16 protein-coding genes are annotated in these 18,778 nt (G+C 48.8%); 7 read left to right on the top strand and 9 right to left on the bottom strand.

The window, feature by feature from the left end; translation table 11 throughout:
- The first annotated feature begins 39 nt into the window (after positions 1–39).
- Positions 40–366 (top strand): DMT family transporter, encoded by a 327-nt coding sequence (locus C510_RS0109755; RefSeq protein ID WP_018711155.1) that lies wholly within the window; start codon positions 40–42, stop codon positions 364–366.
- Positions 367–381: 15 nt separating this feature from the next.
- Positions 382–1,584 carry an MFS transporter gene (locus C510_RS0109750; RefSeq protein WP_040366217.1) on the top strand — a complete coding sequence of 401 codons (1,203 nt, stop codon included), beginning with the start codon at positions 382–384 and terminating at the stop codon, positions 1,582–1,584.
- A gap of 296 nt (positions 1,585–1,880) precedes the next feature.
- Here C510_RS0109750 and C510_RS0109745 read toward each other — a convergent pair whose 3' ends face one another.
- The 5 genes from C510_RS0109745 to C510_RS0109725 all read right to left on the bottom strand — a co-directional run bounded on the left by C510_RS0109745 (position 1,881) and on the right by C510_RS0109725 (position 9,239).
- Complete coding sequence (locus tag C510_RS0109745; protein ID WP_018711153.1) at positions 1,881–3,227, bottom strand: MATE family efflux transporter; 1,347 nt, start codon at positions 3,225–3,227, stop codon at positions 1,881–1,883.
- A gap of 12 nt (positions 3,228–3,239) precedes the next feature.
- Positions 3,240–3,728, bottom strand: a complete 489-nt coding sequence (locus C510_RS0109740; protein ID WP_018711152.1) for a pyridoxamine 5'-phosphate oxidase family protein — start codon at positions 3,726–3,728, stop codon at positions 3,240–3,242.
- Between the two features lie 174 nt (positions 3,729–3,902).
- The gene (locus tag C510_RS0109735; protein ID WP_018711151.1) at positions 3,903–6,224 is read right to left on the bottom strand and encodes an ABC transporter permease; all 2,322 of its coding nucleotides are present in this window, start codon (positions 6,222–6,224) and stop codon (positions 3,903–3,905) included.
- Between the two features lie 9 nt (positions 6,225–6,233).
- Positions 6,234–6,911 (bottom strand): ABC transporter ATP-binding protein, encoded by a 678-nt coding sequence (locus C510_RS0109730; RefSeq protein ID WP_018711150.1) that lies wholly within the window; start codon positions 6,909–6,911, stop codon positions 6,234–6,236.
- 21 nt (positions 6,912–6,932) lie between these two features.
- On the bottom strand, positions 6,933–9,239 hold the full coding sequence (locus C510_RS0109725; protein WP_018711149.1) for an ABC transporter permease: 2,307 nt from the start codon (positions 9,237–9,239) through the stop codon (positions 6,933–6,935).
- Positions 9,240–9,491: 252 nt separating this feature from the next.
- On the opposite strand from C510_RS0109725, the gene C510_RS0109720 reads away from it, so the two are divergent.
- Complete coding sequence (locus C510_RS0109720) at positions 9,492–10,838, top strand: sigma-54-dependent transcriptional regulator (RefSeq protein WP_154651973.1); 1,347 nt, start codon at positions 9,492–9,494, stop codon at positions 10,836–10,838.
- 18 nt (positions 10,839–10,856) lie between these two features.
- Positions 10,857–12,248: a sensor histidine kinase gene (locus tag C510_RS0109715; protein ID WP_018711147.1), complete on the top strand. Its 1,392-nt coding sequence runs from the start codon at positions 10,857–10,859 to the stop codon at positions 12,246–12,248.
- A 297-nt stretch (positions 12,249–12,545) separates the two neighbouring features.
- Here C510_RS0109715 and C510_RS0109710 read toward each other — a convergent pair whose 3' ends face one another.
- Genes C510_RS0109710 through tpx form a run of 3 tightly spaced genes read right to left on the bottom strand, consistent with a single transcriptional unit; the run spans position 12,546 to position 14,493 of the window.
- Positions 12,546–13,364: an MBL fold metallo-hydrolase gene (locus C510_RS0109710; protein ID WP_018711146.1), complete on the bottom strand. Its 819-nt coding sequence runs from the start codon at positions 13,362–13,364 to the stop codon at positions 12,546–12,548.
- Positions 13,361–13,945, bottom strand: a complete 585-nt coding sequence (locus tag C510_RS0109705) for a DNA-3-methyladenine glycosylase I (protein WP_018711145.1) — start codon at positions 13,943–13,945, stop codon at positions 13,361–13,363. The genes C510_RS0109710 and C510_RS0109705 overlap by 4 nt, the downstream gene beginning before the upstream one ends.
- Positions 13,946–13,980: 35 nt before the next feature.
- On the bottom strand, positions 13,981–14,493 hold the full coding sequence (gene tpx, locus C510_RS0109700) for a thiol peroxidase (RefSeq protein ID WP_025892296.1): 513 nt from the start codon (positions 14,491–14,493) through the stop codon (positions 13,981–13,983).
- 414 nt (positions 14,494–14,907) lie between these two features.
- On the opposite strand from tpx, the gene C510_RS0109695 reads away from it, so the two are divergent.
- The 3 genes from C510_RS0109695 to C510_RS16415 all read left to right on the top strand — a co-directional run bounded on the left by C510_RS0109695 (position 14,908) and on the right by C510_RS16415 (position 17,122).
- Positions 14,908–15,501, top strand: coding sequence for a BF3164 family lipoprotein (locus C510_RS0109695; protein WP_018711143.1), 594 nt, complete (start codon positions 14,908–14,910; stop codon positions 15,499–15,501).
- Positions 15,502–15,605: 104 nt separating this feature from the next.
- Positions 15,606–15,971: a BlaI/MecI/CopY family transcriptional regulator gene (locus tag C510_RS0109690; RefSeq protein WP_018711142.1), complete on the top strand. Its 366-nt coding sequence runs from the start codon at positions 15,606–15,608 to the stop codon at positions 15,969–15,971.
- A gap of 2 nt (positions 15,972–15,973) precedes the next feature.
- Complete coding sequence (locus C510_RS16415; RefSeq protein ID WP_018711141.1) at positions 15,974–17,122, top strand: M56 family metallopeptidase; 1,149 nt, start codon at positions 15,974–15,976, stop codon at positions 17,120–17,122.
- Between the two features lie 31 nt (positions 17,123–17,153).
- Here C510_RS16415 and C510_RS0109680 read toward each other — a convergent pair whose 3' ends face one another.
- Positions 17,154–18,704, bottom strand: a complete 1,551-nt coding sequence (locus C510_RS0109680; protein WP_018711140.1) for an ATP-binding protein — start codon at positions 18,702–18,704, stop codon at positions 17,154–17,156.
- Between the last annotated feature and the right edge of the window lie 74 nt (positions 18,705–18,778).

The raw sequence follows: 18,778 nt of genomic DNA, 5'->3' as shown, positions 1-18,778 counted from the left end.
CTTGCTTACTTTTGCACCCGAATTTAATAAATCATTGGTATGAATTGGATAATCTTATTATTGGCAGGATTGTTTGAGGTAAGCCTTACATTCTGCTTGGGAAAAACGAGAGAGGCATCAGGTATTGGTTTTTATCTGTGGGGAAGCGGTTTCTTGGCTTCCACGGTATTGAGTATGGCATTACTTGCCAAAGCGGTTCAGACTTTGCCTTTGGGCACGGCATACGCCATTTGGACGGGTATCGGAGCGGTCGGCACGGTCTTGATTGGGATATTCGTTTTCAAAGAGCCGGCCACTCCCATACGGCTTTTCTTCCTGTTCACGCTCATTGCTTCCTTGATAGGATTGAAAGTTGTGTCATACTGAAAGGAGGAATAAATGATGAAATATGAATTGAGAGAAAACCACGGCATTCCGGCACCTCTGCTGGCTCTGATGGCAGTCGCTACCGGGCTTTCCGTTGCCAACTGCTACTACAACCAGCCTTTGTTGGGCAGCATGGCAAAGGATTTTGGGGTAAGCGACTTTTCTGCCAGCATGGTTGCGACATTGACCCAGATAGGTTATGTAGTCGGACTTGTGTTTGTCATTCCGCTTGGCGATTTGGTTTCACGAAAGCAGCTGATATTGACCAATTATATCATTTCATCGTGCGCATTGCTTGCCATAGCCATTTCCCCGGACATCTATTGGGTATGGGGTGCATCCTTGCTTGCCGGAGCGTCTTCGGTCATGCCGCAGTTCTTCATCCCGTTGGTGTCTTATCATTCAGCACCCGCACACAAGGTGCGCAACGTGGGGATTATACAATCCTGTCTGCTAATAGGCATTCTTGGTTCACGGGTATTCAGTGGCTTTCTCGCTGATGTTTGGGGATGGCGTTCCGTTTATTTCGTCGCTTGTGCGTTTATGCTTGGATGCTTTCTGATGATTTACAAGATGCTGCCCGTGCTGTCTGCCCGTTCACAAGAAACTTATGCAGGATTGATGAAATCCTTGCTGCGCCTGCTCTCCCAATACCCATACTTGCGTATCGCTTCTTTGAGGGCTGCATTGGCTTATGCTTCGTTCTTCGCATTGTGGAGTTGCCTTGCTTTCCGGATGAAACAAGAGCCTTTCTTTGCGAGTGACGATATTATCGGCGCACTCGGTTTGTGCGGATTGGCAGGTGCATCCACGGTGGTTTTCATCAGCGGCTATATCCAAAAGTATGGCGCAAGGTTCTTCTCTATTGTCGGAGGATGTGTGGTATTGGCTGCATGGTTCTTGGCATTTTGGGGGAATGCCAGCTATGTATGGATGATAGTCGCTATCCTGTTGATTGATGCAGGAATGCAATGTATCCATCTGTCCAACCAGACCAGCGTGGTCGCCCTTGATGCATCCGCTATCAACCGAGTCAATACCGTTTATATGACCATCTACTTTCTGGGCGGTTCTGCTGGTACGTTCGTTTCAGGTCTGTTTTGGCAACATTACGGATGGGCAGGCGTGGTAGGAGTAGGAGTTGCCTTTACCGTGGCTTCCTTGTTCGTTAATTGCTTCCAACCAAGACTGCATAAGGATGAATGCTCAATATTCTGACTAAAATAATTTTTGGAATGATCCTTTCAGTCTGAATATTTTTCATACCTTTGTACCGTAAGAGTTTCCCGAACAAGCAAAGCGATGCAGACCACGTCAATTAGGACGGTTGCCAACTCATTACCTGAAAACGAGGTAATTCTTCTAACTCTCTTGATTTCAAAGAGGTATATTCCTTATACAGATTTACGGAAAATCTTTGTTTTTTATGTCGGTTCCATAAAAAACAAAAAATCATCGTTACTGATTCCTTATGGGGAAGTGTAAGCTCCGGTGTCTTTTAGGGAGGTGTGACCCTAAATCTTCTTTTGCATCCAACTTCCCTTGCGGATGTAGTAATAGCTGGCCACCCAGATACAGATGGCGTATACGTGTTCGGCAGTCCAGCAGAAAGCTACATCGGCACGGAATCCCAGGATGACTACTCCGATGTATACCAGGTAAAGTGCCAGCGCACCCAGTTCCAACAGGAAGGCAGCCTGCGTATTTCCTGTACCCGAAACCGACTGGAAATAGATGTTTCCCGGAATCGTCACCAGGTAGGTGGAGCAGAGTACCCAAAGGGTAGGGATGGCTGCCGTAATCAAGTCCGGAAGGTCGGTATAGATGTGCAGTACCGGGCGTGGAAAGAGGGCTATCAGGATAATCAGCGGAGCTACCACGTAGGTACAGATACGGATGTGCTGACGGATCAGTGCCTGTACCACTCCGGCATTCCCGGCGCCTATCTGGTTGCTGACGAGCGAACCGCAGGTAGAGGCGAAAGCGATGACCGCCATGAACGGGATGCTCGATACGCTCCGGATGATGTTGGAGATGGCCAACGGACGTTCACCCAGGTGCTCGATGAAGATGAAGAACAGGAACCATGTGGACAGGGAGATGAAGTTCTGTATCATGGTCCACAGGGAGATGCGCATGATTTGTTTCAATTCACCGAAACGTACTGTTGGTATGCGGTTCAGCCGGTATTTCCGGTAGTCTATCCGTGTGAAGGTGTAGCCGATGAAGAACAGTAACGATACCAGCTCGGCCAGTGAGGAACCGATGGCGGCTCCGGCAATACCCATTGGGGGAAAACCGAATTTTCCGAAAATCAGGGTATAGTTGAATACCACATTCGAGAGTACCATGACAATGGAGTTCAGTGTCAGGGTCTTGGTCTGTGTCGTACCTACGAAGAACGCACGGAACATGGCTCCCAGGAAAGCGAAGAAGAATCCGTAGACACGCCAGTGGATGTAATCGCCGGCAGCCTGACGGATATGGTCGGAACTGACCAGCGCACCCAGAATCTCGTCTGAGAAATATCGGGTCAGACTGAAAGTCACTGCGGCAAGAAGCAGCAGGAAGTAACAGCCCTGATAGAAGATAGGGCCGATGGCGGTATAGTTCTTCTCTCCGTTCCGTCGGGCAATGAGAATCTGGGACCCGATGGTGAAACCGAATCCAATCATGAAGATGGCCAGGTAATAGACCCCGGCAATGGCCGAAGCTCCCAGTTCCACTTCGCCTACCCGTCCCAAGAATGCTGTATCGGTGATACCGATGAGCTGTTCCATGATGAGGCTGATGAGAATGGGGTAGGCTATCTGCCAGATTTCCTTGTTACTGTACCCTGTGTTGGTCTTGGTGCGTGTCATATACAGGCTGGATTAAAAGAGTGCTTTGCTTTTGGCGCTCACTTCCTCGATGTCCAACCGGATGATTTCGGTGCGGAAGAACGATTTCTCGGCATACTGCATACCCACCATCTTGTCGTTCGGACAATACTTGCTTAGAAGCAGGGAAAGGGCGGACATGCGTTCTGCGTCGTGCAGGCCGTGATGGGCGGTACATTTCATCACTACACTTTCGTATGCAGTCGTGAATTTATTGGGAATCACCTTGGTTCTTCCTACCACACAGAAGGATACTTGTTGGCAACGGTCGATGCAAGTCAGTTTCCGGCCTATCGGAGCGCAGTGGATGTAGATGGAGTTTCCTCTGTCCCATACATAACTCAAGGGGATGCCGTAGGCTCCCTGTCCGTCTTCCGACTGCATGGAAAGTATACCGTATTCTCCTTCTTTCAGGATTTCAAAAGCCCGCTTCTCGTCCAGGGTGCGGTCTTGTCGTCTGATGTTTTCGTTGTTGAATTTCATAAGCTTCGTTTTTCTGTTTCCGGAAGCAAAGATACAACAAATAGTCCAATCTGCCGAATGGTTCGGTACAGAGTCGGCAAGAATGTGTGAATGGAATCTCTCCGGATGAAAAACAGGCGCAGTGTACCGTTTACACCGCGCCTGCCGTAATCTTTCCTTTATTCGAGAGAAGGGTTATTCGCTCTTGATGCTCACTACCGGATTCTCGTTGGCGATGCGCCATGCCTTGCAGACTACTACTGTTACTATCAGCATTAACAGCAGGAGGGCAAGAAGGACATACCACAGGGGAGAGAGCAATTGGCTGTCGGCAAACTGCTGCATCCACTGGCCGGAGACATACCAAGCGGATGCCATACCTGCCGCTACTGCTACGACAGCTATCTTCAGGATATCTATCGAAAGCATACCCAGGATGTTGCCGGCTTCGGCACCGTTTACTTTGCGGATGGCTATTTCCTTGCTCCGACGCTGGGTTTCGTCACTGACATAACCGATAAGTCCCATCAGTACAATCAGGATGATGCAGCCGGTAGTAACCCATACCGTATTGCGGAAAGCGGAAACACTGGCATTCTGTTCCTGACGGATTTCCTGGTAGGTGGTAAATTCCAGGGCCAGATCGGGGTAAGTGGACTTGACGAAGTCGTTGAGCTTTTTCAGATTATCTTCCACCGGATTTTTCAGACGGACGTTGAAAGTACGTACACGGTCATTCAGAATGAAAGCTGTGCAAGTCTGGCTTTCGAAGAATCCCATGTTGCGTACGTCCTCCACTACACCCACCACTACAGGAGGCTCTTCTAATCCTGCCCAGGAGGGGTCGATGGGTAACTGATGTCCGATGGCTGTGTCGCCCCATTTCAATGTTTCCACAGTGGTAAGTCCCACCACGGATTCGCCCCGGTGCTGAGGCCAATGACCTTCAATCAGCTTCATCCCTGTTACTTGTGGCAAGTCTTTGTCTATTATCAGGAAGTGCAGAGGACAGATGAAATTCCCCTGATTGTCAGTCAAACGGTTGGTGCTGTAATGGGCCAGAAGGCTGTTGCTGCTGGCGCCCACAGCTTCTATATAAGGCTCGCGGCGGATGGCATCGGCCACGCCAATGGCCCGCTTGATGTTGCCCGTTGCTGTTCCTACAGCCAGTCCCTCGGAACGGAAGCCAACGCTACGGTTCATCAGGTCGTGATATTGCCATACGGTAGTCAGCAGCAGTCCGCCGATGAAGGACATACCGATGAACTGTATGAACAGCAGACCGCGTTTCCACGAACGCTTGCCGTCTGTGTAACGGCGGAATACCTGGGTTACGGGAATCCGGGCATAGATACGTCCCGGCACTACACCGGCCACAATGAAAAGCAACAGTACTGTTCCCAAAGGAATGTAGAGTGTCTGTCCTGTGAAAAGATCGGACAGACTGCTTCCCAACAGTTCTTCCACTTGTTCGCGCAACAGCCATAACAAAATCCCTCCGCAGAGGATGGAGGCCACTACCAGCAGCCCTGTTTCCCAAAGGAACATGGAAAGGATGTGCCAGCCGTCGGCACCGCAGCATTTATGTACGCCTACCATTTTGGCACGTCGGCTCATGGTAGCTACGGCACGCAGCACGTAGTTCAGGACAGAGACAAAGAAAATGGAGAAGCCCAATACACCGAGGATGACCAGTCGTCGTGTACTGTCAGGGAAAGAACGGTAGACTTTATATAAAGGCAAGATGCTGTACTCGGTCACTACATCGTCTCCCAAGTGTGTGTCGGTATATTGCTCTACGGCTTTCTGGATGCGGCTGTTCATGGTAGCTACGTCGGCAGCCTGCTTCAGGCGGAACAGGACGCCGTAGAGATTGTTCGTCCCCCATGTGCCTGCCCCGAAGGACCAGTCCATGGCAGCCATGGAGAGTAGCAGGTCGTGGGGCATGATGCTGTTGCCGGGTATATCGGCATAGACACCCCGGATGGTAACGTTGAACAGCTTTTCTATGGAAAGTTCTTTGCCTATGGGATTTTCATCGCCGTAGAGTTCGCGGGCTTTCCGTTGCGAGATAAAGGCATTGCCCTGTACTCCCAAATCTTTTGGGGTACCCTGTAGCAGTTGCAGGCCGGTGGTCTGGAAGTAGGCCGTATCGGCGAAAAGGGTTTGTATGTTTTCCAGTTTCTTGTCGTCTTTATAGATGGTCGGTTGCCAGAAATTGGATGTCAGACAGGCACTCTTTATCAGCTCCGGAAAGGCCTCACTGAGGTCGGCTGCTGCCGGACGGTAGGTGCCGTAGTTATATTCGCGTTCAGGTACTCCCTGGCGTACTTCCCTCATGCGTAACATGACCAGTGTCTCAGGGTTCGGATAGAAACGGTCGAAGCTCAGTTCGTAGACTATCTGCGCAAAGAGCAACACACCCATCACCAGTCCCAACGTGAGAGATATCAGTTTTTCCAAGGTGCCACCCTGTCCGCGGAGCAAGGTCTGTAAAGTATAATATAACTGTCTCATGTTCTCGGTCTATAGGTTGATGTTGCTTGAAACGATGCTTCCGTCGAACAGGTGTACGGTGCGGTGGGCGAACGATGCGTCGTGCTGTGAGTGTGTCACCATGATGACGGTTGTCCCTTCCTTGTTCAGTTCGGTCAGCAGGTTCATTACTTCGGCTCCGTTCTTCGAGTCGAGGTTACCGGTCGGTTCGTCGGCCAGAATCAGTTTGGGATTCGTGACTACGGCACGGGCGATGGCTACACGCTGCTGCTGTCCGCCGGAGAGCTGCTGGGGAAAATGTTTGGCGCGGTGGCTGATGTTCATGCGTTTCAGTATTTCCTGTACCCGCTGTTTCCGCTCTGCAGCCTTGCATCCGAGATAAGTCAATGGTAACTCTACGTTCTCGAAGACATTGAGTTCGTCTATCAGGTTGAAACTCTGGAAAACGAAGCCTATCTTGCCCTTGCGTACGCGGGTACGGTCTTTTTCGTGCAGGTCAGCCACTTCCTGTCCGAACAGCTTGTAGCTGCCTTCGGTGGGATTGTCCAGCAGTCCCAGAATGTTCAGCAGGGTAGACTTGCCACAGCCCGAAGGGCCCATGATGGCTACGAATTCCCCTTCGTTTACCTGAAGGTTTACTTGGTTCAATGCTACGGTTTCCACTTCCGAGGTACGGAAGACTTTGCTAAGGTTGTTGATTTCAATCATGGTTCAATGTATTTAGATTATTTATTCGCTTTTGATACTCTTTACCGGATTTTCGTTGGCTATCCGCCACGCTTTTATCAGTACGCAGGAGATGATGACTGCCAGTACAGCCAGTCCGATTCCCAGGTAGGCGGCAACCGACATCGATACTTGGGCTGTGAATGCGTTTATCCATAGGTTGTTGACATAGCCTGACAAGGCTATACCTATGATTACAGCCGGGATGGCTACCCAAAGGACATCATTCCCCAACAGGCGGAGGATGTCCAAGGCTTCGGCACCATTTACCTTGCGGATGGCTATCTCTTTGCTTCGACGCTGCACTTCATCGGTTGTGTAACCCAGCAGCCCCATAAGCATGATGAAGAACATGACTACTCCGGCTACTACAGTGGCATTGCGGAACACACGGACAGGGTTGTATATGGTTCGCATGCTTTCTTCCATGGAAGTAAAGTCGATGGTCTTGTCCGGGAAAGCTTTTGCGGCATCTTGGGTCAGGCGTTGCAGGTTTTCAGTGAAAGGTTCTTTCAGCAGAAAATGAAGTTCGTTGTTGAAACGCCGTGTATTGAAGCCGATGTAGGGCATAGGTTCTGCATAAAAACCGTTTATCTGGAAATCTTTCACTACGCCACATACGGTAATGTTATCTCCCAGGGTGTGTACTATGCGTCCTATGGCTTCTTTGTCCCATTTCATCAGGTCCACAAACGTCTCATTGATAACAGCCTCATTGTAATCGCGTGGTAGTCGGCCTTCCTTCAGTTGGATGCCCATCAGGTCGTAATAGTTGTCCATGCAGGCATCGAAGCGGGCGGAGAAGAGAGCTTCACCGTTCTCACCGTTGATGAAACAGCCACTGTAACCGTCCAGCGGATTGCCGTAAGCGGAGGAAACATTTGCTATGTATGGGAGGGAGCGGAAGTAATTATAGGCATTGTCTGATTCCTCTGCTGATTTGAAATATTGGTAAGTATAGGCTATCCGCTCGGTCTTGAACCCCATATCCTTACTCATGACATAGCGGTATTGCATCATGACCATGCACATCAGTCCGCAGATAAAGGCAACACCTGCAAACTGGATGAACAGCAGCGGCCGTTTCCAGCCTTTTTTACCTTCGGTATAGCGGCGGAACACTTGGGTGACGGGAATGCGGGCAAACAACCGGCCGGGCAGTACACCGCCTACCAGTAATAATAAAGCTACTGTAGCGGCCGGTACCCATAGACGACTTCCATCGAAAAGATTCGTCAGTTTGGTGGAGGCGGTATCTTCCACAAAATCGCGGAAACCTATTAACAGCAGCACCATTACGAGGAGAGCCAGGATGATGACGGCACAGGTCTCCAGCATGAACATGCCAAAGATTCCGCTTCCACTGGCCCCGCTGCATTTGTGTACGCCTACCATCTTGGCCCTTCGGCTTAATGAAGAGATGGAAACTAGGGCATAGTTGAGTGCTGTAATGAAGAGGATGGAAAGTCCCAGGGTCATCATGATGGTATACATCCGTTTCACATCATCCTGTTCGCGGAAGGTATCGCGCAAGGGTTTGACATAAGCGGTATAGCTCCAACTGTCCCGGGCGGGCAGATATTTTTCTGCCATTTTTTTCATCCGGTTATTGAGGGCTTCTACATCTACTTCCGGACGCAGACGTACATATTGATAATAGGAATCTCCACCGTCCCAGGAGTAGTTTTGTTGTGTGGCAGCCCAGGCCGGAGGCATGGAAATGACGGCATCGGCTTTTACAGTGGTATTGTCCGGAATATCGTTGTAGGTCCCGCGTACGGTTAAATCCCGTTCATGGTTGTAGCTGATGACTTTGCCGATGGGATTTTCTCCACCGAACATCCGTTCGGCGAGGTTCTTGCTCAGGTAGATGACATTGGGCTGCTGGAGGTCCTGTACCGGATTTCCGCTCAATACCTCAATGCCCATGGTCTGGAAGAACAGGGAATCGGCGCAAATTTTCTTTTCGTTGAAACGGACATTGCCGTAGTAGAGAGGCCATGAAGCCAGGTAATGGTTGGTGCAGGTGGCGCTTTCTACTTCCTTCGGAAAGCTTTCAAGAATAACTCCGGCCAGAGGTCCCATGTTCATGGTTTGCGGTTCGGGGTTTTCACCTTCCATGAGGAATATGGACCATACCTGATAGATGCGGTTGTAGTCGCGGAAGCAGGTATCGTAACTTTGTTCGTAGGCTACCCGGGCAAAGAGCAGGATGCTCATGCCGAGTCCCATGGCAAGGGATATCACCTTGAAAGGAATGCTTTCCTTTCCGTGAATCAGGGTCTGGATAACGTAGTAAATCTGTTTCATGGGTTTATGGATTCAGTTTTTTCGTAATTTTTTATCTTTCCAATTGCAGAAACCGTGCCATTTCCTTATGTCGTTGGTATACAGCGGAGAGACATTTTAGAGGCTTATGTGAAGTGTCAAATAATTAGACAGGAGGTGTCTAAAAATTAGACATGGACGGCTTTCCCGCAGGGAATGACCACCGGACGATTGTCCGGTTTTTGTTTGGCAGAGCCGTTTATTCCTGCTATCTTCGCACACATGAACACGAACATGAAAAACAGAAATATCCTGATAGTGGATGACAACCGGGGAGTACTGGCAGCGCTTCAGCTGCTGCTGAAACCGTACTTCCGTATCGTCAGAACCTTGTCTTCTCCTACGACTTTGCCTGTTGAATTACGTGGGGAGGAGTGGCACGTTGTCCTGCTCGACATGAACTTTACGGCTAGTCTCAATACCGGAAACGAAGGACTGTACTGGTTGCATGAAATCAAACGGCAATGCCCCGATTTGCCGGTTGTACTCTTCACGGCCTACGCTGATATTGACCTGGCTGTGAAAGGTATTAAGGAAGGAGCCGCAGATTTTGTAGTCAAGCCATGGGATAACCAGAAGTTGGTAGATACGTTGCTTACGGCCGCTCAAGGTTGTTCCAAAGAGAAAAAAGTCAGCCGTTCTGTACATATGGATAAAGGAGGTGAAATTCGGATGTATTGGGGTGAAAGTCCGGTCATGCAGCAGTTGCGGATGTTGACCGAGAAGGTGGCTCCTACAGACGCCAATATCCTGATAACCGGCGAGAACGGTACGGGTAAGGAAATGTTGGCACGCGAAATCCACCGGCTTTCCCTGCGGCGGCAACAGGAGATGGTCTGTGTGGATATGGGAGCCGTTTCTGAAACGCTGTTCGAAAGCGAACTGTTCGGGCATGTGAAGGGAGCGTTTACTGATGCGCATGCAGACCGTCCCGGTAAATTCGAGGCCGCACACCGGAGTACGCTTTTCCTGGATGAGATAGGTAACCTGCCTTATCATCTGCAGGCCAAGCTGCTGACAGCTATCCAACGACGGAGCATTGTCCGTGTGGGAAGCAATACTTCCATTCCGGTCGATATCCGGCTGATTTGTGCCACGAACCGTAACCTGCCTGATCTGGTAGCCCGGAACGAATTCCGTGAAGACTTGTTTTACCGCATCAATACCATTCATCTGGAAATACCTGCTCTGCGTGAGCGGACCGAAGACATCGTTCCACTGGCTGAACGTTTCATCGCCTGTTTCTGCAAGCAGTATGACAGACCGTTGGTCCACTTGACGGATGATGCTCAGGTTAAGTTGCGTCAGCATCCCTGGTATGGCAATATCCGCGAACTGGAACATGCCGTGGAGAAGGCTGTCATCATCTGTGACGATACCTGCCTGTCGGCTGAGCTGTTCCAATTGTCCGACCGCCGTCAGGAAGTTTCCGAAGTTCCTGTATCTACATTGGAAGAGATGGAAAAGAAGATGATTGTCCAAGCCTTGGATACCTGTCGGGGAAATCTGTCGGCTGTAGCTGCACAGTTGGGAATCACCCGGCAGACTTTGTATAACAAGATGAAAAAATACGGTCTCTAACCTTCAACTATTGCCTGTATGCACATCCGTTCCCTGAAAAGCCAATACCTGTTCCGCATCGCTGTCAGTCTGTTGTGGGCGGTTGTGACCGGTGCCTTGTGGATGTCCGTCTGGACCAACCGTGGGTCGTCTCATACATACGATACCCTGCTTTTTGGGGCGGTAGTGGCTACCTTGGCGCTGTTTGTCTTGGTGTATTGGCAGTACGGTCTGTATCGGGCCCATACCCGGAAAGTACTTTTTCTGTTGGAGGCACTAGAAAACGATGATGCTTCCGTACATTTTGTCGAGACTGAAGCCAACCGTGACAACCGTCTGGTGAGTCAGGCCTTGAATAAGGTGGCACAGATTCTCTATAAGGTAAAGAACGAGACTGCCCAGCAGGAAAAATATTACGAGCTGATACTGGAATGCGTAAATACCGGTATCTTGGTTCTCAACGACAACGGAGCGGTCTATCAGAAGAACAGCGAGGCTTTGCGGTTGTTGGGTATGGAGGTCTTTACTCATGTCCGGCAACTGGAACGTGTGGATTCCCATCTGATGGAGGTCGTTACAGCCTGTCGGCCAAGTGACAAGTTACAAGCGGTGTTCAGCAACGAACGGGGGACGGTCAATCTTTCTATCCGTGTCAGCGATATTCATGTACATCAGGAGCACTTGCGCATCCTGGCTTTGAATGACATCAACAACGAGTTGGATGAGAAGGAAGTGGATTCCTGGATTCGGCTTACCCGGGTACTGACCCACGAAATCATGAACGCGGTAACTCCCATCACTTCGCTCAGCGATACCTTGCTGACGCTGATGAACGAGGGGGAAGTTGCTATGGATGCTTCTGACCGTTCTGCTTCGCAGGAGGAAATCCGTAACGGGTTGCAGACCATCAGCAGTACGGGAAAGGGGCTGTTGTCGTTTGTAGAGAATTACCGTCGCTTTACCCGGATTCCCACGCCGGAGCCTTCCTTGTTTTATGTGAAAGCTTTTCTCCAGCGGATGGTGGATTTGACCCGTCATCAGCATGCCGAGGCTCATGTCGTTTATCAGCTTGAAGTCGTTCCGGATGACCTCATTCTGTATGCAGATGAGAGCCTGGTCTCTCAGGTGGTCATCAATCTGCTGAAGAATGCCATCCAGGCCATTGAATCGGGAGTTTGCACAGGTTCGGAGGGACGTATCTGTCTGCGTGCCTATTGCAACGAGGCTGAGGCTGTACTGATTGAAATCTCCAACAACGGTCCTGCCATTCCGGCGGACATCGCCGAGCATATCTTTATTCCTTTCTTTACGACGAAGGAGGGGGGAAGTGGTATCGGACTGAGTATTTCCCGGCAGATTATGCGGCTTTCGGGGGGAAGTATCACGCTGTTGCCCAAGGGGGAAACTACTTTTGTATTGAAATTCAATTGATAAGTTGGGTTTTACTTTTTCTTTTTGGTGTCAAAAAGAAAAAAGTAACAAAAAGAAAAAATACCGCCTCCAAACTAAGGCTGGAATTATAGTTTGTCTAAAACTCGGGATGCTATTCATCGAGGTAGTACATCTAAATCATTCCCACACAAAGAGTCGGCATATTCATGTATGAATGAAAATGTATTTTCGGTTGGAAAAGAAGCGGACGCACAGACCGTGCGTCCCTACATGTGGCAGTAATAGATACAACATCACTTTAAATTTTGGAAGAACCTTAAGTTAGGAAGTAACGGATTAAATCATTACGCTTTCTCCGCAGCTTAGGTAGCTGATGGATTCTTTCATCCGGTCGGCTAGGATTTGGTATTGGGGGAGGCCTGTGCAGTGCATGGTGTAGTAACGGCAACCGGGATGTTCCAGCAGTTTATCCGCCAGCGCATGGATGAATGTTGTTTCTTCCGCTTCCGGTAATCCGCTTTTCACGAGGTGCATCCCGGCAAAGATATGGGTGAGGGGATGGCCGGTCAAGCGGATGGCTTTCTGCATGATGTTTACGATGCCGGCATGGGCACATCCCGCAAAAAGTACGGTCTTACCGTTTTCTTCTATCAGCAGGCTTTGTTCGTGACAGAAATCGTCGTTTATGTCTGGAGTGGGACCGAACAACAGTCTGTTGCCGGTGGGGCAGAGACAGTCGCCGGTTACGTTAGCAAAGAGGAGGATTCCATTGTCTATAGAAACTACTTCTTCACAACTTATCAAACGTTCGTTACCTTTCAGCTTTGGATTGAGACCGATGTAGGCCAGCCCTTTGTCACGGAGCGAATAATGCGGTTCGAAGGCATGATTGTTCAGGTATACGGGAGCGTGGCGGTTTATCTCCAGAAAGGTTCCGAGGCCTCCTCCGTGGTCGTAATGGCCGTGTGATACGATGGCCATATCTACTTTAGACAATCGGAGGCCCAAGTGTTCTGCGTTCCGGGCAAACAGGTTCCCTTGTCCCATATCGAATAGTATCTGTCGTCCGTCTTCCAGTCGGATGTGCAGGCTGAGGCCGTGTTCTACGGGGAAATTTTCCCGGCTGGTATTTTCAACTAATGAGGTGATGGTCATAAGGCTTGAGCGTTTTTTCTTGCCAGCCAGCAGCCTTCCTCGTGGGAATTGATGATACCGATGGCTTGCAGGTAAGAATAGATGATGGTACTGCCTACGAATTTCATCCCCCTTCGGTAAAGGTCTTTGGAAATCGTGTCCGAGAGAGGGGAGGTCGTACGGTCTGTTTCGTAAAGAGTCCGGTAATCGGTAAAGTGCCAGATATAGCGGTCGAACGAACCGTATTCCTGACGTACGGCATTGAATATACGGGCATTGGTTACGGCTGCCTGTATCTTCAGGCGGTTACGGATGATACCTTTGTCCTGTTGTAAGGTCAGAAGCTTTTCTTCGTCGTATACAGCGATTTTTGTAGCGTCGAAACCATCGAATGCCCGGCGGAACGCTTCACGTTTGTTCAATACACACTCCCAGGAAAGCCCTGCCTGAAATGTTTCAAGCAGGAGCATTTCGAAGAGTTTGCCGTCCTCGTGTACCGGTATGCCCCATTCGTGGTCGTGGTAGTCCACGTAGAGCGGATTGGTCGTGTTACACCAGCGGCATCGTATTCTATCTTCCTGATTGGGTATTTTGTTTTCCATGAGTTTTCTGAACAAATAATCTAGTGAAAGTATCGTCAGGATTCCCCTAGAGCTTTCAGTGCCGCATCGTAGTCCGGTTCGTGTGAGATGTCTTCTACCAGTTGGGTGTAGATGATTTTACCTTGTTCATCCACTACAATGACGGCACGTGCTGCCAGTCCTTCCAGGGGACCGTCTGCTAGTTGGAGACCGTATTTGTCGAAGAAACCGTGATTTCGGAACAATGAAAGCGGTACGACGTTTTCCAGTCCTTCTACCGAGCAGAAGCGCGATTGGGCGAAAGGTAAGTCCATGGAGAGACAAAGCACAACCGTATTGTCCAGGCTTGAAGCCCGTGCATTGAACTGTCGTACGGAAACGGCGCAGGTAGGTGTGTCCAGGCTGGGGAAGATATTCAGGATAACCCGTTTCCCCCGATAATCTGACAAAGAAACTTCGGCTAATTCTCCGTTGACAGCCTTGAAATCGGGAGCTTTTTTTCCTATAGCTAGCATTTTCCCGGCTGTATGTGCTTCTTTTCCGCGACATATCACGGTTTCTCCTTTCATCGTTTGATTCTTTGAAATTTGTTGCGAAGCACCGCTGATACCGTCTACGGATTGTGCATGCGTGATTCCTGCCACTGTTAAGGACAGAAGCAGCATCAGTGTCCTACTTGTTTTCATCTTCGTATAAGTTTGGTTTGATTACAAATGTAGAATAAATCTTTTAAATGAGAATTAGCAGTTAACTATCTTTAGGGGATTATTCGTTTCTATTTTTCCAGAAGAGAATGTATCAGCTTCATTCAAATGAGGGTACTATTCCCGAATGATATTGATTATCAGCTTATCTTTGCTGATTGGTATGATGAAACGAGATTTTCGTAAAAATCCAGTATCAATATTTTGTTTTATTACGAATAATACGTAGCTTTGTGCGTGATTAATTGAAAAAACTATTATTTATGGAAAAACGGAGGTGTGAAAAACGGGTTATACCGAAAGTTATCAGTAAAACCGGAAGGAAATGTTTCCGATCGTTTCTTCTTGTTGGATGAAAAGGGTAACAGCATAGTAGGTTTCGGCGATTATCCTTACCGGGATGAAAAAGAGAAGCAGGTCAGTGGAATCATCCGGGGCGAGATATACCAGGGAAGACTAGCGTCAAATAGTCGTGGAACAAGATTCGTACAGGCTGTTTTGAAGTCCAGAATCATGGTTTTCTACGAGAAAGGGGAGGAAGGATGGAAGTGTATCAAAGAGAATCTGGAATCTTTTCCCACCTACAATTACAATTCCCCGGCCATGGACGCAGAAGATCCGCTAGGATATCTGGATGTCTGTGCTACTGACAGCTATGTGTATGCGCTGTATTCGGGGAAGAATTACAGGGATGACAGAGATGCCGCTTTTCTCGGACAGACAGTGGAAGTGTACCGATGGGACGGCACACTGGTGAAACGATTGGCATCGGATGTGCCTTTGAGGAACATTGAAGTGACAAAGGACGACAATTGCCTGTATGCCGTGGCTTATGCTCCGGAACCGGTGCTGGTACGTTTCCCGCTGCCTTGATTTCATGATTACTTGTCAGTAGGGATGTAAAAGGAGTCTGAATGTTTGCTTATATTACGGATTTCCCGTAAATTTGTATATTGCTAGTTTAAAAATAGATGTCTATGGAAAAATTGACCCATCAGGAAGAGGAAGCCATGCGCTATATCTGGAAAATAGGCATGTGTTGTGTAAAGGATATTCTGAAGTGTTATCCTGAACCTGGATTACCTTATACAACCCTTGCTTCCATTGTGAACAACCTCAAGCGGAAAGGGTATGTTACGGCCCGGCGTTTCGGAAATACCTATATCTTTCAGCCCGCTGTGACTCAGGAAGAATATGCCAAAACCTCGGTAGGCACTTTCGTGAAGAATTATTTTGCCGATTCATACAAAGATATGGTATCTTTCTTTGCCCGTGAGCAGAAGATATCGAAAGAAGACCTGGAGGACATCTTGAATCTGATTGAAAACAAGGAAGGAGAATAAGGATGGCCCCAGCCCTGTTGATGTATTTCGTTCATGTAAACGCAGGAATCGCTTTCTTTTACCTGCTCTGCAAATGGTTGTGTACCCGTGATACATTCTTTACATGCCGCAGGGGGATATTGCTGTTGTCCATCATAAGCGCTTTTGTTCTTCCTTCACCGGTACTGGCGGAATGGATCGGTGGCTATAGCAGCCTGTCGGCGGTTACAGGGTATTACCGGTCTGTCCTTTTGACCGAGGTGGTGTCTGACGGTTCCGGAACAACGTGGATGAACGGAGCGTGTATGTGCTTTTTTCTCGTCTATCTTGCCGGAGGGGTACTCTGTCTTTTCCGTATCTTATTGAAAGTGGCAAGTCTCATCGTATTGGTCTTTCAATCGGAATCCGCAGAGCTGAACGGCATCAAGGTAAGGTTGATACAAAGTGTCTCAGGACCGTTTTCGTTTTTCGGTTGGATATTCATTCCTAAAGAGAAGTTGGGAATGGAGGAGGTGAGTGATATGCTGGTGCATGAACAGGCCCATGTGAAACAGTATCACTCTGTGGATGTGCTTCTGAGTGAAATCGTATGTTCGGTTTTGTGGCTGAATCCCTTCGGTTGGTTGTTGAAACGGGAGGTCAAGGAGAACCTTGAATATTTGGCCGACCGGAAGGTTCTGGAATCCGGAACAGACAGGAAAGCCTATCAATATCATCTGCTGAGAACCTCCTGTAGCAGGGGGTATGTGCTGGTCAATGCGTTCAATGTATCTTCGCTGAAACGGCGCATCCGGATGATGAACTGCAAACGGACAAGTGGCGTAGGTTATCTCAAATATTCGTTGTGGGTGATTCCGGTCATGGCATTGCTGGTTGCCGGGAATGTTTTTGTGATGACGGAATATTCCGAATTCCTACAATTACTGAAGAAGGAGATACAGTGTCCTCAGTCGGTATTGGATAAGGGTATGCAAGGCAGGGTTATCGTACAGTTTGAGGTAGAACGTGACGGTACTCCCGGTCGTTTCAGAATCATTCATTCCGTTTCTCCGGAGCTGGATGCAGAAGTGCTGCGTGCATTTCGGTTGATGTCCCATTGGAAGTTTGCTACGGGCAAGAAAAGGTTGGCAAACGGTCGGTTTACGGTTCCGGTGACTTTTACACAACCTTAAGGGTTTCTATGAATTTACTACAAACAGACTTTTACATTTTTATAATCCACTTGTCGATACTCCTTGTCTCCTCGCTGAAATTCACACCCACCTTGATGACTTTCCTTCCGTCTGCCGCAAAAGGAGCGGCATAGCCTTTCTCTTCGATTTGCCTCATGGCTTCTTCAGCCGTTCCGTCCAGTTTGAACTCCATGACATAGATGTAGTCGGCGGTTTTCAATACAAGGTCCACCCGTCCCCGTGAGGTACGGTATTCCACCTCGGTATGGAACCCCATCAGCTTGAAAACGATGTACAGGATGTTCTGGTAATGCACTTCCCGGTAGCGTGCCAGTTCGTAAGGGGTGTCGTCGAAGAAGGTGCGCAGGCGGTTCAGGAAACCGTCTACATTTCCTTGGCGGACTTCTCCTACGAAACGCTGGATTTCGTAAGGTGACCGGCTGGTACTTACCGAAGCGTAATGGGGGAGCAGGAAGCGGAAGAACCCTTGTTCCACTTCGCGGTTAGGGAATCCGAGGGTATAGTTTTCGAATTCGGCGTTGTAATCCTTGATGGTGAGGTAGCCGCTCTGGTAGATGACGGGTACGGGGTCTGTGGAAGCCGCGTCGATGGAATCCAGTACGGGACCGCTGGTGACGATGTGCTCTATCTCTTCCACGTTGTAGTGGTGCAGCTTCATAAGTTCCACTAAGTAAGTAGGTGTGCCTGTTTCAAACCAGTAGCTGCCTATCTGTCTCTTGGCAAAGGTGTTGAGCAGGCTGAAGGGATTGTACATTCCAGTTGATTTGTAGCAGAAATGATAGCCGTCGTAGTTCACTTTCAGCAGTTCGCAGGTATGGGCATAGTCTGTACCGAGCTCATCTGCCAGTGCGTGTATGTCCTCTTCAAAATACTTGTGTAGTTCCGCATCGCTTATGCCGCAAAGTTCCGCATACCGTCTGTCCATGGAAATGTCCATCAGGTTGTTCAGGTCGCTGAACACACTTACCTTGCTGAACTTCGTCACTCCGGTGAGCATGGCAAATCGTATGTAGCCGTCGCACGACTTGAGGGCACCATAGAACGCTTTCAGGGTATTCCGATATTCGGTCTGTAATTCGGGTTTGGAGATGGTTTGAAGGATGGGCTTGTCGTATTCGTCAATCAGAATGACCACCTTATGTCCTGTCTTTTCACAGGCCCGCTTGATGACATACATGAAACGTTCTTCGGGAACCCTGTCCTTCTTTTCGTCGCCATACAGCTTTTCCCATTCTTCCAGGTTCTGACTCAAGATACCTACCAAGGATTCATAATCAAAATAATTCCGTGTATTCAGGTCCATGTGCAGCACGGGATAAACTGTCCAGTCCTTTTCCAACCGTTCCATATCGAGTCCTTTGAACAGCTCACGTTTCCCGATAAAATACGCCTCTAGAGTAGAAATCATCAGACTCTTTCCGAACCGTCGGGGGCGGCTCAGAAAATAGTATTGTCCAGTTTTTACCAACTGATAAAGCAATGCCGTCTTGTCAACATAGATATACCCGTCTTTTCTGATTTTTTCGAAATTCTGTATCCCTACCGGATAGAGTCTGTTCATGGCCGATTCTTTTTATTACGTTTCGTATAGGCAAAGATAAGATTTATTCGGCGCAATTCCTAATCTGACACGTT

Source organism: Phocaeicola barnesiae DSM 18169 = JCM 13652 (assembly GCF_000374585.1).
GTDB lineage: Bacteria > Bacteroidota > Bacteroidia > Bacteroidales > Bacteroidaceae > Phocaeicola > Phocaeicola barnesiae.
Note: the sequence above shows the minus strand (reverse complement) of the source record. Positions and strands in the feature narration are given on the sequence as shown.

Coding starts and splice junctions, on each gene's coding strand:
- tpx (WP_025892296.1), bottom strand. CDS start 14,493: ATGAAAGGAGAAACCGTGATATGTCGCGGAAAAGAAGCACATACAGCC.
- C510_RS0109740 (WP_018711152.1), bottom strand. CDS start 3,728: ATGAAATTCAACAACGAAAACATCAGACGACAAGACCGCACCCTGGAC.
- C510_RS0109720 (WP_154651973.1), top strand. CDS start 9,492: ATGAAAAACAGAAATATCCTGATAGTGGATGACAACCGGGGAGTACTG.
- C510_RS0109710 (WP_018711146.1), bottom strand. CDS start 13,364: ATGACCATCACCTCATTAGTTGAAAATACCAGCCGGGAAAATTTCCCC.
- C510_RS0109690 (WP_018711142.1), top strand. CDS start 15,606: ATGGAAAAATTGACCCATCAGGAAGAGGAAGCCATGCGCTATATCTGG.
- C510_RS0109725 (WP_018711149.1), bottom strand. CDS start 9,239: ATGAAACAGATTTACTACGTTATCCAGACCCTGATTCACGGAAAGGAA.
- C510_RS0109715 (WP_018711147.1), top strand. CDS start 10,857: ATGCACATCCGTTCCCTGAAAAGCCAATACCTGTTCCGCATCGCTGTC.
- C510_RS0109730 (WP_018711150.1), bottom strand. CDS start 6,911: ATGATTGAAATCAACAACCTTAGCAAAGTCTTCCGTACCTCGGAAGTG.
- C510_RS16415 (WP_018711141.1), top strand. CDS start 15,974: ATGGCCCCAGCCCTGTTGATGTATTTCGTTCATGTAAACGCAGGAATC.
- C510_RS0109680 (WP_018711140.1), bottom strand. CDS start 18,704: ATGAACAGACTCTATCCGGTAGGGATACAGAATTTCGAAAAAATCAGA.
- C510_RS0109755 (WP_018711155.1), top strand. CDS start 40: ATGAATTGGATAATCTTATTATTGGCAGGATTGTTTGAGGTAAGCCTT.
- C510_RS0109735 (WP_018711151.1), bottom strand. CDS start 6,224: ATGAGACAGTTATATTATACTTTACAGACCTTGCTCCGCGGACAGGGT.
- C510_RS0109745 (WP_018711153.1), bottom strand. CDS start 3,227: ATGACACGCACCAAGACCAACACAGGGTACAGTAACAAGGAAATCTGG.
- C510_RS0109750 (WP_040366217.1), top strand. CDS start 382: ATGAAATATGAATTGAGAGAAAACCACGGCATTCCGGCACCTCTGCTG.
- C510_RS0109705 (WP_018711145.1), bottom strand. CDS start 13,945: ATGGAAAACAAAATACCCAATCAGGAAGATAGAATACGATGCCGCTGG.